9 protein-coding genes and 1 pseudogene are annotated in these 13,054 nt (G+C 72.6%); 1 reads left to right on the top strand and 9 read right to left on the bottom strand.

What is annotated here, in order from left to right; translation table 11 throughout:
- Nucleotides 1–9: 9 nt before the first annotated feature.
- The 9 genes from RND61_RS13015 to rplU all read right to left on the bottom strand — a co-directional run bounded on the left by RND61_RS13015 (nt 10) and on the right by rplU (nt 12,265).
- On the bottom strand, nt 10–1,311 hold the full coding sequence (locus RND61_RS13015; RefSeq protein WP_315878060.1) for a glutamate-5-semialdehyde dehydrogenase: 1,302 nt from the start codon (nt 1,309–1,311) through the stop codon (nt 10–12).
- Between the two features lie 270 nt (nt 1,312–1,581).
- A complete protein-coding gene (locus RND61_RS13010; RefSeq protein WP_315878059.1) occupies nt 1,582–2,103 on the bottom strand; it encodes a hypothetical protein in 522 nt (173 codons plus the stop codon).
- A gap of 122 nt (nt 2,104–2,225) precedes the next feature.
- Nucleotides 2,226–3,341, bottom strand: a complete 1,116-nt coding sequence (proB, locus tag RND61_RS13005) for a glutamate 5-kinase (RefSeq protein ID WP_315878123.1) — start codon at nt 3,339–3,341, stop codon at nt 2,226–2,228.
- Between the two features lie 207 nt (nt 3,342–3,548).
- The gene (locus RND61_RS13000) at nt 3,549–5,696 is read right to left on the bottom strand and encodes a hypothetical protein (RefSeq protein ID WP_315878058.1); all 2,148 of its coding nucleotides are present in this window, start codon (nt 5,694–5,696) and stop codon (nt 3,549–3,551) included.
- 139 nt (nt 5,697–5,835) lie between these two features.
- Nucleotides 5,836–7,347, bottom strand: coding sequence for a bifunctional cytidylyltransferase/SDR family oxidoreductase (locus tag RND61_RS12995; protein WP_315878057.1), 1,512 nt, complete (start codon nt 7,345–7,347; stop codon nt 5,836–5,838).
- Nucleotides 7,348–7,691: 344 nt separating this feature from the next.
- Nucleotides 7,692–9,863, bottom strand: a complete 2,172-nt coding sequence (locus RND61_RS12990; protein ID WP_315878056.1) for a glycosyltransferase family 4 protein — start codon at nt 9,861–9,863, stop codon at nt 7,692–7,694.
- Between the two features lie 234 nt (nt 9,864–10,097).
- Nucleotides 10,098–11,534: a GTPase ObgE gene (gene obgE, locus RND61_RS12985; RefSeq protein ID WP_315878055.1), complete on the bottom strand. Its 1,437-nt coding sequence runs from the start codon at nt 11,532–11,534 to the stop codon at nt 10,098–10,100.
- Between the two features lie 141 nt (nt 11,535–11,675).
- Entirely contained in the window at nt 11,676–11,930 is a 255-nt protein-coding gene (rpmA, locus tag RND61_RS12980) for a 50S ribosomal protein L27 (RefSeq protein WP_010476314.1), read from the bottom strand.
- Nucleotides 11,931–11,944: 14 nt separating this feature from the next.
- Entirely contained in the window at nt 11,945–12,265 is a 321-nt protein-coding gene (gene rplU, locus RND61_RS12975; RefSeq protein ID WP_315878054.1) for a 50S ribosomal protein L21, read from the bottom strand.
- Nucleotides 12,266–12,552: 287 nt separating this feature from the next.
- Here rplU and RND61_RS12970 point away from each other — a divergent pair.
- Nucleotides 12,553–13,049, top strand: a pseudogene (locus tag RND61_RS12970) (tyrosine-type recombinase/integrase); the annotation flags it as partial.
- Between the last annotated feature and the right edge of the window lie 5 nt (nt 13,050–13,054).

The following is a 13,054-nucleotide window of genomic DNA, read 5'->3' as shown; positions in this document are numbered from 1 at the left end:
CGGCGGCGGTTACCGGATGTGGCCGTCGCCGGTGACGATGTACTTCGTCGACGTGAGCTCCGGCAGGCCCATCGGGCCGCGGGCGTGGAGCTTCTGCGTGGAGATGCCGATCTCGGCGCCGAAGCCGAACTGGCCGCCGTCCGTGAACCGCGTCGAGGCGTTCACGGCGACCGTCGTGGAGTCCACCAACTGGGTGAAGCGGCGGGCGGCCGCCTGCGACGTGGTGACGATCGCCTCGGTGTGCCCGGAGGTCCACAGGCGGATGTGGGCGACGGCGGCGTCCAGCGAGTCGACGACGGCCACGGCGATGTCGTACGACAGGTACTCGGTCTCCCAGTCCTCCGGGGTGGCCGGGACGACGGTGGCCTTGGAACCCTCCGCGTATGACAGGACCCGCTCGTCGCCATGGACGGTGACGCCCGCCTCGGCGAGGGCGTCCAGGGCGCGCGGCAGGAAACTCGGGGCGATGTCCTGGTGGACGAGGAGGGTCTCGGCGGCGTTGCACACGCTGACGCGGTGCGCCTTGGAGTTGATCAGGATGTCGACGGCCATGTCGAGGTCCGCCTGGGCGTCGACGTACACGTGACAGTTGCCGGTGCCCGTCTCGATGACGGGGACGGTGGACTCCTCGACGACCGTGCGGATCAGCGACGCGCCGCCGCGCGGGATGAGGACGTCGACGAGGCCGCGCGCCCGCATCAGCTCGCGCGCCGAGTCCCGCGACTCGCCCGGCACGAGCTGTACGGCGTCCGCCGGGAGGCCCGCGCCGCCGACGGCGTCGCGCAGGACCCGGACCAGGGCGGTGTTGGACGCGTACGCCGAGGACGAGCCGCGCAGCAGGACGGCGTTGCCCGCCTTCAGGCAGAGGGCGGCGGCGTCGACGGTGACGTTGGGCCGGGCCTCGTAGACGATGCCGACCACGCCGAGCGGGACGCGCACCTGCCGCAGGTCCAGGCCGTTGGGGAGGGTCGAGCCGCGCACGACCTCGCCGACCGGGTCGGGCAGCGCGGCGACGTGCCGGACGTCGGCGGCGATGGCCCGCACCCGCTCGGGGGTGAGGGTCAGCCGGTCGACGACGGACTCGCTGGTGCCGGCCTCCCGGGCCCGGGCCACGTCCTCGGCGTTCGCCTGGACGATCTCGGCCGTGCGGACTTCGAGGGCGTCGGCCATGGCCAGCAGCGCGTCGTCCTTCGCCGCGCGCGGCAGTGGTGCGATCTCGGCGGCGGCCGCACGGGCCCGGTAGCCGGCCTGCGCCACCGGCGACATGTCGTCGTACGGGTTCATGGACGGGGAGGCGGATTGCGAGGTCATGCCCGCAGGGTAATGCGCTCTCCCGTGGGCGTCCCTCGTTTGTCCCACTCCGTCCCGCTCCGCGAGACACCCCGCCGAGACACCCGCCGGGACACCTCCCCGAGGCGACGCCCAGCCACTCCGCCGGGGCGGCACTCCCAGCCACCCCGCCGGGGCGGCCGACCGGAGCGCCTGGCCGAAACACGTCCCTCCCGGGACACCGCGCAGGCCCCACGCGGGCCCCGCCCGGGCCGCTCCTGCCGGGACCGGCCCGACCGGAGTGTGGCCGGATCAGTACGGGTGCACGCCGACGGGAGCGGCGGGCGGCGGCCCGTACCCCTCGGCGATGCGCTGGTGGTACGTCTCCCGGTCGATGACCTCCAGGCCGACGATCTCCCACGGCGGCAGCTTGGCGCTCTGCCGGTGCTCGCCCCACAGACGCAGGGCGACGGCGGCCGCGTCGTGCAGGTCGCGGGCCTCCTCCCAGTACCGGATCTCGGCGTGATCGTTGGCGTATCTGCTGGTCAGCAGGAACGGATGGTCGTGGGCGAGCTGTTCGAGCGCCCGCCGGACCTCCTGCAGCGGGGCTTCCCGGCCCGACACGCTGAGCGTGATGTGCCACAGCTTGGACACCGGCCGGTCCGGGGTGCGGTCGGCCGCCCCCGGGCCCTTCCCCGTGCCCGTCCCCGCAGTGGCGCCCGCACCGGTCCCGGACCGGAACGCGGCGTCGTCGAAATCGGCCCCGGCCTCGACACTGGTCAAGGCACGTTCGGTCGTCCCGCGGGGCACAGCCCCTGGGCGCGCTCGTCTCACCGGCGGCCTCCTGTTGATGCGTTGTCGTGCTGTCACCCCGCTTACCCCCCAGACAAAGTTGACCAGTCCCGAGCGGGACGTGGGGCGGTTTTGGTGAAGGTGCCCGGGGGTTGACCCGAGTTTCAGCCGTTCCAGGGGTGCAGGACGACCAGATCGTCCCTGTGTACGACTTCCCGCTCGTACGCCGGTCCGAGCTCCCTCGCCAGCTCCTTGGTGGAGCGCCCCAGGAGCTGGGGGATCTCCTTGGCGTCGAAGTTGACGAGGCCGCGTGCGACCGGACGGCCCTCCGTGTCGCGCAGCTCGACGGGGTCCCCGGCGCCGAACTCGCCCTCCACGGCGGCGATCCCGGCGGGCAGCAGCGACTTCTTCCCGTGCACGACGGCCCGTACGGCCCCCTCGTCGAGAGTCAGGGCGCCCTGCGGGGCGGAGGCATGCGCGAGCCACAGCAGCCGTCCGGCGGAGCGGCGCCCGGTGCGGTGGAAGTATGTGCCGGTGTCCCGGCCGGCGAGGGCGTCGGCGGCGCGGCTGGCCGACGTGAGGACCACGGGGATCCCGGCCGCCGCCGCGATCCGGGCCGCCTCGACCTTGGTGACCATGCCGCCCGTGCCGACGCCGGCCTTCCCGGCGGAGCCGATCTCGATGCCCGCCAGGTCCTCCGGGCCGCGGACCTCCTCGATCCGGGACGTGCCGGGCCGGCTCGGGTCGCCGTCGTACAGGCCGTCGACGTCCGACAGCAGCACCAGCAGGTCGGCGCGGACGAGGTGGGCGACGAGCGCGGCGAGCCGGTCGTTGTCGCCGAAGCGGATCTCGTCCGTGGCGACCGTGTCGTTCTCGTTGACGACCGGCAGGGCGCCCATCGCGAGGAGCTGCTCCAGCGTCCGGTACGCGTTGCGGTAGTGGGCGCGGCGGCTCGTGTCGTCGCCGGTGAGCAGGATCTGGCCGACGCGTACGCCGTAGCGGGCGAAGGAGGCGGTGTAGCGCGCCACGAGGAGGCCCTGGCCGACGCTGGCGGCGGCCTGCTGCCGGGCGAGGTCCCTGGGGCGCCGGTCGAGGCCGAGCGGCGCGAGGCCGGCGGCGATGGCGCCGGACGACACGAGGACGATCTCCCGCTCGCCCTCTCCGCGGACCTTGGCGAGTACGTCGACGAGCGCGTCGACGCGGTCCGCGTCGAGGCCGCCCGCGGCGGTGGTCAGGGAGGACGAGCCGACCTTGACGACGATCCTGCGGGCTTCCGTCACGTGCTGCCTAGCCGTTGTCACGTGGCGAATCTATGCCAGGCGGACGGGTCGGCGCGCGCGTGTTCCACCCGATGGACAGGTTTCCGGACACGGTCCGCCGCCCCCGAACCCGGATGCGGCGGACGGCCCGCACGCGTCCCCGAGAGGTCCCGTACGGGCCGTGCGGCGCCACGCCGGGCCGGGCCCTCGGGCGCGTGCGTCGCGGGGTCAGCCGACCGCCGTCGGCGCGGCGGCGCCCTTCCCCTCCGCCACGGCCTCCGGGCTGTCGTCCCCGACGCCCGGAGGGGCCGCGCCGTCCTCGCGGTCCAGCTCGCCGATGGTCCGCCCGGCGAGCCGCTGCGCGACGCGCGCGTTGCGCGCCTCCGCCTCGGCGGCCAGCGCGCGCACCGCGGCGTTGAAGCGCTCCGTGGAGGTGGGCTCGTCGGGGCCGAGCAGGTACCGCTTCAGGGCGCGCCGCTCCTCCGCCATCCGATCGGCGGCCGGGTCCGCCACGGCGGCGAGCAGCTCGTCGAGTTCGACGGCGCTGTTGGAGAGGACGACCGCGGCCCGTACGGCGGTGTTCTGCCGGCGGAACTCGTCGGCGCCGAGCTCGGCGGAGTCCGTCACCGCGTACGGCTTGCCGCTGGCGATGTAGTCGGAGACGACGCTGGAGATGTCGGAGACCATGCCGTCCGACTCGTTGAAGCAGTCGTACAGGTGGGGCCGGGTGCCGGTGACGACGCGGTGCTCCCACCAGCCGAACGAGCGCCAGTAGGCGTCGTTCCACTCGGCGCGCAGCCGCTTGACCTCGGCGAGGCGGTGCGGGTCGGCGAGGGAGACCCGGGACGTCTCGGCCTCGTCGGTGCCCTTGCGGCCCGGACCGGAGAGGGCGGCGAGACGGGCCTCGATCCGGGCCAGTTCGGCGCGGGCGGCGGCCTGCCCGGCCTGCGCCGCGGCGGCCTCGCGCGCCCAGCGCGGGTCGGCGGCGCGCCGCGCGGCGGCCTCGGCGATCATCGCGCGGATCCGCTCGTCGACGGCCTTGGCCTTCTTGTCGACGAGACCGGTGAAGGGGTGCGGCTTGTAGACGACGCGAACCGGGTCCGGCGCGTCCAGCAACCGCCTGACGATGTTCTCGCCGGCGCGGAGCAGCGAGGTGTTGCCGGGGTCGCCGTCCCAGCCCTCCCAGGTGGGGGCGTACAGAATGGTCGGGACGGGGTTCTTCGGCGTGCCCGTCCAGCGCTCGATGGGGGCGAGCTGGGGGCGGCCGACCTCGACGATGTCCTCGTCGCGGACGCCGACGTCGGCGAGGGCGTACCGGTCGCGGCCGGCCGGGCCGGCGGTCCACACCTCGTCGTACACCTTGGAGAACGGGTTGACGCTGGCGAGCTTGTCGCTGTCGCCGTGCCCGATGAAGGCGTGCTTCGAGGTCGGCACGCGCAGCATGTGGATGTTCTTGCCGACGTTGGCCGGGTACAGCGTGACGCGGAGCGTCGACCAGTCGCGGGCCATCGTGTGCTGGCCGCCCGGGATGCACAGGACGGGTACGGCCGTGTCGCTCAGCTTCGGGACGAGTTCCGGCTCACGCATGACGACGATCGGCCGGCCGTCGACCCCCTCCATGGTGTCCAGCCACATGTTGACCTGGTAGGCCGCCTCGTCGGAGCCGGAGAAGTACAGCGCGACGGTCGGCTGGTACTCGCGCAGCCAGGTGTCGACGGCCCTGAGGACGGCGCCGGCGCCCGGGACGCGGCGCTTGCGGCGCACGTACGGGACGAGCAGCAGGACGGAGAGCACGCCGAGGCCCAGGGTGGCGGCCGCGCCCGCGTACGCGAAGGCGTGCCGGCCGGTGACGACGGCGACGACGACGCCGACGACGGCGGGGAGGTCGAGGTGCAGCATCTTCTCGCCGGCGCGGTGCAGCAGGGCGCGCGGCGGGGCGTCCGGGATGCGCACGCCGTGCAGGTCGACGTTGCGGGTGACCACCGGCATGGTGCGGCGGAGCCTGATGAGCGTGGTGAGAGCGCCGTGCGGGGCCTGGAGCCCGTAGAAGAGGAGGAAGCAGGCGACCGTGGCGTAGAACACCGGCTGTTCCGCGAGGCCCTCGCGGGCGAGGAGCAGGACCAGCAGGAGCTGGCGCAGCAGGAAGCGGATCGGCAGCCCGGCGCGGACGCTGTTGAGGCGGTCGACCAGATAGCTCTTCTTCTGGTGCAGGTACCAGTCGGCGACGTAGGTGACGGCGCCGGCTCCCGCGAACAGCCAGATGTCCGGGATCAGCGCGGCGAGCATGACGCACGGATATCCGAGTCCCAGGAGGACTGCCGCGGCCAGCTCCGACCCACTGCCCACCCGGGCCAGTCGAATGACGGTCGAAATCACGTAGAACCTGCTCCAGACGGGGATGCCGGTTGTTTTACAAGGCTTTTGTATCCGTGAAGGTACGACTTCACTGAGCGGGCCCCCGCATTCGCGAATCTCTCGCTGATGCAGGGGCCCGGAAATTCACGTCCTGCGAGTATTACACATCTTCCTGGCGGTCCAGGACGGCCGCCAGGGCCTGCTCGAAGCCGGACGCCTCGCCCGCCGCGCGGGTCGGGTCCTGCTGCCGTACGTCGATGACGTGGCCGGTCAGTTCGGAGAGGAGGACGTCCAGGGAGGTGCGGGCGACGGCCTCGGAGGAGAGCAGCGACCCGGCGGGCTCCTGGCCGAACGCCTTGGTCCGCATCGGGGTGGCGGTGCGCTCCGGGTTGACGCAATTCACGCGGATTCCATCGGCCGCCCATTCGTCGGCGAGGGCCTGGGTGAGATTCACCATGGCCGCCTTGGTCGACGAATAGAGGCTGTACTCGGCGCGGCCTCGGGTATAGCTGGAGGAGGTGTAGAGGAGAAGTTGCCCCTTGGTCTCCACCAGGTACTTGTACGATGCACGCGCAATCTGCACAGGTGCCAGGTAATTGACGTTCAGGGCTTCCTGAATGGTGGCGTTGTCGGTTTCCGCGAGCTTGCCGATGCGCAGGACTCCGGCCGTGTTGATGACGTAGTCGACGCGGCCCGTCTCGCCGTACGCCGTGGCCAGCGCGTCCTCGACGTGCTGCGGGTTCTCGACGTGCGTGCCGGTCGTCGAGCGGCCGAGCGCGTAGACGCGGGCGCCGTACCGCTCGGCGAGGGCGGCGATGTCGGCGCCGATGCCGTACGAGCCGCCGAAGACGACGAGCGTCCGGCCGGAGAGGAGCGCGCGGTACGCGTCCTCGTCGGCCTGGGCGGGGGCGGCGGTGGAGGCGAGCTGGAACAGCTTGTCGGCGATGAAGACGTCGACGGGCTGGGTCACCTTCATGTTGTACTCGTCGCCGGGCACGACGTGGATCGGCACGTCCGGCAGGTACTTGAGCACGACCGAGCAGTCGTCGGTGGCCTGGAAGTTCGGGTCGCCGGCCGCGATCTCGTACGCCCTGCGGATCGTGGACAGCTTGAACGCCTGCGGGGTCTGGCCGCGGCGCAGCCGGGAGCGGTCCGGCACGTCCGTGATGAACTCGCCGTCCTCCCCGTGCGTGCGGGTCACGATGATCGTGTCGGCGGACGGGATGGCGACGTCCACGGCCTGGTAGCGGTCGAGGGCGGCGACACAGTCCTTGATCACGCGCTGTGACAGCAGCGGGCGCACGGCGTCGTGGAAGAGGACGTTGGGGTCCTCGCCGTCCGCGAGTCCCTCGCCGAGGGCGCGGATGGCGCGCTCGGTGGTCTCGTTGCGCGTGGCACCGCCCTCGATGATCCGCGTGACCTTGGTCAGCCCCGCCTTGGCGACGATCTTCTCGACGTCGGCCACGAACCCCGGCGCCATCAGCACGATCACGTCGTCGACGCAGTCGGCCCGCTCGAAGATCGTGAGCGTGTGCTCGATGACCGCCTTGCCCGCGATCTTCAGGAGCTGCTTCGGGATCGCGAGCCCTACCCGCTGGCCGGTGCCCCCCGCCAGGACGACGGCGGTGGTGCGGGTCTTGGCTTCACGAGGCGCGGACGGAGGCGCAGACACAGGGACGACCTACCTTGCTATGGCTCGGGGAACGGGCTGATGGTCGCACCCTCCGTGACCGTCTCGCAAGGTGGGACGAAGGGGGTGGAACCTTGCCGGACACCGGTGGTTCACCGGGTGGCCGGTCCTGTCGGCGGGGCCGGAAGGGGGCGCGGTCGTGACGGACCGCACACGATCCGCCGGTCCGGGAGGTGCCGTGTCCCCACCGCGTCCACGGCGTGCGGGCTCCGCGGACTCCGCGACCACGCCCTCACCTCCTTCCTCGTCTTGCTCGTCTTGCTCGTCTTGCTCGTCTTGCTCGTCTTGCTCGTCTTGCTCGTCGGCTCCGTGGCGAGGCCGTTGGGTCACGCACCGGTGACCCGGACGTACAGGGCGTTGTGCCCGTCGTAGCGGAGCGTGAGGTCCGTCATCAACTGCGGCTGCCTCCGCACCGTGCGCACCGCCCGCCGCACCAGCAGCAGCGGTCGCCGTTTGTGCCGCCGCACGGGCCGGTAGGCGAAGACGTCCGCCTTGGCGACCACGTCGTCGAGCAGCCGGGCGATCTTCACGGGCGGCCGGCCGGGGGTGTGGCGCAGCCACAGCGCCCAGGTGTCCTGCTCGCGGCGGCGCCGTCCGGCCAGCTCCTCCCACGGCAGGGTGACGCGGAAGCGGCGGCCGGGCAGCCAGGTGCCGGCGAGGGTGACCTCCTCGTGGCTGTCGTAACGGCGCAGCACCAGCTCGGGCGGTGCGGTCGGCTCGTCGACGGGGCCGATGAGCCGGCCGGTGACGGTGGCGTGGTCGTCGGTGAGCTCGACGTCGCCCGCCTCCGCGTGCACCGCCCGCACCCAGGAGCGCAGCTCCAGCGAGTGGTGCGGCGGGCGCCGGTACGGGACGAGGTGGCGCACCCCGTCGCCGGGGCCGATCCGGTCGGCGGGGCGCAGCGAGCCGCGCTGGTCGACGGCGCGCGCGGTGAGCGGGGCGCGCAGTCCGGTGGCGGGCTGCTCGGCGTGGCACACCCAGTTGTCCTCCGGGAGGTCCTCGCCGGCGGGGAGGGTGAGGGTGCCGCCGGGCCGGAACGGGTACGCGCGCTCCGCCGTCCCGCGGCCCTGCGGTACGGCGACGAGGCGCAGGCCCTCGTACCGGGCGGCCGCGCCGGGCGGGGACACGAGGGTGACGGTGAGCGAGCCGTCCTGCTCGGCGACGCAGTCCGCGACGGGCTCGAAGCCGTCCCCGGCCCACCCGCCGGGCGCGGTGTCCCCCGACGCGCGTACGGCGCCGCCGGACCGGACACCGGTGCGGGCGCCGCCGGGCCCGGCGCCGGCATGGGCATCGTCGGCGGACCTAGCGCCGTCGGCGGACCGGGCGCCGACATGGGCACCATCGACGGACCGGGCGCCGGCGCCCAGCTCCGCGAAGAGGTCCGCGTACCGCCCGGCGACGGCCGACGGGTCGAAGCGGCGCGCGTTGCGCAGGGCCGCCTCGCCCATCCGGTGGCGCAGCGCCTCGTCGTCGATCAGCCGCAGCAGCGCGGCGGCCACGGCACCGGCGTCCCCGACCGGCACGAGCAGGCCGTCCTCGCCGTCCTCGATGATCTCGCGGGGGCCGTGGTCGCAGTCCGTGCTGACCATGGGGACGCCGCAGCGCATCGACTCGACGAGGGTCATGCCGAACGACTCGTGCCGCGAGGTGGACGCGGCGATGGCGCCCTTGACCCACTCGGGCTCGATGGGCGAGCGCGGGCCCATGAGGAAGACGTGGTTGTGGAGGCCGAGGGCGTCGATGTGCCGCCGCAGCCTCTCCCGTTCGGTCCCCCAGCCGCAGATGCGCAGCGTCCACTCCGGACGTACGGCGACGACCTTCGCGAACGCCCGGATCAGTACGTCGTACTGCTTCTCCGCGGAGAGCCGCCCGGCGGCGACGACGGTCGTGCCGGACCGGTCGGAGGGGGCGACCACGGGTTCGGGGACGCTGTTCGGTATGCACAGCACACGGGTGCCGGGCAGGTCCATGTGCTCCCGCCACACCGCCGCGTCGCCCTCGGAGACGGTCACGAAGGCGTCGAGGGCCTCCAGGTGCGGCCTCATCTCCTCGCGCAGGGCGGGCTTGTGGTGGTGGTACGTCATGTGCTCCTGGCCGATGAGCACGGCGCCGTCCGGCGCGAACCGCGCGACGTACGCGACCAGACCGGGGCGGGTGCCGATCACCACGTCGGCGTCGGAGCGCGCGTAGTGGGCGCGGACCCGTTCGTCGGTGAGCCTGCCGTACTCCTTGTAGCGCGCTTCGGCGCGGGGGAAGCACTCGGCCGGCGCCAGCAGGTCGGGGTGCTCCTTCTCGCAGGTCGGGGACTTCGGGCGGGTGTCGACCAGGGGGACGACGGTGACGCGCGGGTCGATCGTGAACAGGGGGGTGTCACGGTGGCGGAAGACGGAGACGATCTCGACCTCGTGCCGGTCCGCGAGCTCCTCGGCGAGGTTGAGCGTGGTGCGGATGGTGCCGCCGATGCCGTAGACGGTGTGGATGAGGAAAGAGATCTTCACCGGTGCCCCATGTCTGTGCGTGAAGGCCCGCCGCGCGGTCGCCCGGACAGCTGGACGGTGGCCGAATGCGAAAGGTTGTGCGGACCGGAAACCATTCTCCGCCCCCGGGGGCGGGGCACGGCGGGCGGGGTGCGCGGCGCGGGGCGCACGACTTCGGCGGGGCCGCCGTACAGCGGCCCCGCCGAAGTCCGGGACGGGAACTCACCCCTGACGAGCCGTCAGGGGCAGGTGCTTTCAGAAGGGGTCGAACTCGTCGTAGGCGCGCTCCGCCTCGTCCCGCTCCGCCTGGCGGTCCCTGCGGCGCTGGGCGGCGGGGCGCGGGGCCTCCATGCGGTGGTCCTCGCCGCGGCGGCCGAGCATCTCGGCGCCCGCCATCATGGTGGGCTCCCAGTCGAAGACGACCGCGTCCTCCTCGGGGCCGATGGCCACGCCGTCGCCCGCGCGGGCCCCGGCCTTCATCAGCTCCTCCTCGACACCGAGGCGGTTGAGGCGGTCGGCGAGGTAGCCGACGGCCTCGTCGTTGTTGAAGTCGGTCTGGCGGACCCAGCGCTCCGGCTTCTCGCCGCGCACCCGGTACAGCCCGTCCTCCTCCTGGGTGACGGTGAAGCCGGTGTCGTCGACGGCCTTCGGGCGGATGACGATCCGGGTCGCCTCCTCCTTCGGCTTCGCGGCGCGCGCCCGGGCCACGATCTCCGCCAGCGCGTACGACAGCTCCTTCAGCCCCTGGTGGGCGACGGCCGACACCTCGAAGACGCGGTAGCCGCGGGCCTCCAGGTCGGGGCGGACCATGTCGGCGAGGTCCTTGCCGTCCGGGATGTCGGTCTTGTTGAGGACGACGACGCGGGGCCGGTCGTCGAGCCCGCCGTACTGGCGCAGCTCCTCCTCGATGACGTCCAGGTCGGACAGCGGGTCGCGCTGCGACTCCAGCGTCGCCGTGTCCAGGACGTGCACGAGCACGCTGCACCGCTCGACGTGGCGCAGGAACTCCAGGCCGAGGCCCTTGCCCTGGCTGGCGCCGGGGATGAGGCCGGGCACGTCGGCGATCGTGTAGACGGTGGAGCCGGCGGTGACGACGCCGAGGTTCGGCACGAGGGTGGTGAACGGGTAGTCCGCGATCTTCGGCTTCGCCGCGGACAGCACGGAGATCAGCGAGGACTTGCCCGCGCTCGGGTACCCCACCAGCGCCACGTCGGCGACGGTCTTCAGCTCCAGGACGATGTCCTGTACGTCTCCGGGCTCGCCCAGCAGCGCGAAGCCGGGCGCCTTGCGGCGGGCCGAGGCCAGCGCGGCGTTGCCCAGGCCGCCGCGACCGCCCTGCGCCGCCACGTACCGGGTGCCGTGCCCGACCAGGTCCGCGAGGACCTCGCCCCTCTTGTCGAGGACGACCGTGCCGTCCGGCACCGGCAGGACCAGGTCCTGGCCGTCCTTGCCGGAGCGGTTGCCACCCTCGCCGGGCTTGCCGTTGGTGGCCTTGCGGTGCGGCGAGTGGTGGTAGTCGAGGAGCGTGGTCACGGACTGGTCGACGACGAGGATCACATCGCCGCCGCGCCCGCCGTTGCCCCCGTCGGGGCCGCCGAGCGGCTTGAACTTCTCCCGGTGGACGGAGGCACAGCCGTGGCCTCCGTTACCCGCGGCGACGTGCAGCTCGACGCGGTCCACGAAGGTGGTCATGGTGGGGTGCCTCCAGCGGTGCAGAAAGGAAAACGTACGAGGTGTCTCAGCTACGACAGCTGTAACAAGCGAAAGGCGGACCCTCTTCCCGCACGGCGTACACCGTACGGGAGGAGAGGCCCGCCCTCGCGAAGCGTCCGATCAGGCGACCGGAACGATGTTCACGACCTTGCGACCGCGGAAGGTGCCGAACTGCACCGAACCGGCCTGCAGCGCGAACAGCGTGTCGTCGCCGCCGCGGCCGACGCCCGCGCCCGGGTGGAAGTGGGTGCCGCGCTGGCGGACCAGGATCTCACCGGCGTTGACGACCTGACCGCCGAAGCGCTTCACGCCGAGCCGCTGAGCGTTGGAGTCGCGACCGTTCCGGGTGGACGATGCGCCCTTCTTGTGTGCCATGTCTCCTCAGTCCCTTACTTCGCAGCCGTGGGGATCTCAGTGACCTTGATCGCCGTGTACTGCTGGCGGTGGCCCTGACGACGGCGGTAGCCGGTCTTGTTCTTGTAGCGCAGGATGTCGATCTTGGCGCCCTTGTGGTGGTCCACGACCTCGGCCTGGACCTTGATCCCGGCCAGGACCCACGGGTCGCTGGTCACGGAGTCGCCGTCGACAACGAGCAGGGTCGAGAGCTCGACCGTGTCGCCAACCTTGGCAGTGGAAATCTTGTCAACCTCAACGATGTCGCCGACAGCAACCTTGTGCTGGCGGCCACCGCTGCGCACGATGGCGTACACGGATCTCTCCTCGCTCGAAACGGAAACCCCTGACGCCAGCCGCCCGCACGGGCGGGGCCCGCGACTGGACCGGATGGTCGGAACGGCCTCCCCCGACCTCGGCCGGGAGGGAAGGTGCTCAGGAGCTGGCGCGCATGGAAACACGCCGACGGTCAAGACTAGGTCCCCCCGCCGGACCGGTCAAACCGGGCCGCGCCCGGCGGGCGGGATGCGGGCGGGCGGGCGGAGGCACCGGTCGCACACGCTGTGCTGGCCCTCCCTCCACCTGGACTCCCCGAGGAGAACTCCTCCTCGGCCTGCGCCGGGAAGGCCTCGACCTCGGCGTGGGCACCGCCGCCATCCGCCGAACCGTGCAGCGCAGCACCAGCGCAGGCGGGCCCACTACGCCGTCCACCAAGACGCGGGCCGCCGAGCGGCGCACGCCCTCCCCACCCGCTGCGTCCAGTCGCAGAAGCTCCGCCACAGGCAGCAGAAGCGCGAGCGTGAGGCCGCGGGCGCGGCATGGCAGCACAGCGGGCACGTGTCCACCAGCGCGCAGGGCGGAGCGATCGACCCGACCAACCTCGCCCGAGTCTTCACCGCGCTCCTCCGCCGCATCCGCTTCCACGACCCCAGGCACTCGACCGCGACCCTGCTACTGGAACAGGGCGTCGAACCCGTCGTGATCAAGGAACTCCTCGGCCACGCCCACATCGGCGTCACCGCCACCATCTACGCCCACGTCCGACTACGTCTCCAGCGCGATGCCATCGACCTCCTCGGCCTCGCCCTCGACCGCCCCTGACATAC

Source organism: Streptomyces tamarix (assembly GCF_032423885.1).
Taxonomy (GTDB): Bacteria; Actinomycetota; Actinomycetes; order Streptomycetales; family Streptomycetaceae; genus Streptomyces; species Streptomyces tamarix.
The sequence above is the reverse complement of the archived record's forward strand: the minus strand, read 5'-3'. Positions and strand labels throughout refer to the sequence as shown.

Excerpts from the sequence above, each read along its gene's own strand:
- obgE (WP_315878055.1), bottom strand. The coding sequence starts at position 11,534 with ATGACCACCTTCGTGGACCGCGTCGAGCTGCACGTCGCCGCGGGTAAC.
- RND61_RS13015 (WP_315878060.1), bottom strand. The coding sequence starts at position 1,311 with ATGACCTCGCAATCCGCCTCCCCGTCCATGAACCCGTACGACGACATG.
- rpmA (WP_010476314.1), bottom strand. The coding sequence starts at position 11,930 with ATGGCACACAAGAAGGGCGCATCGTCCACCCGGAACGGTCGCGACTCC.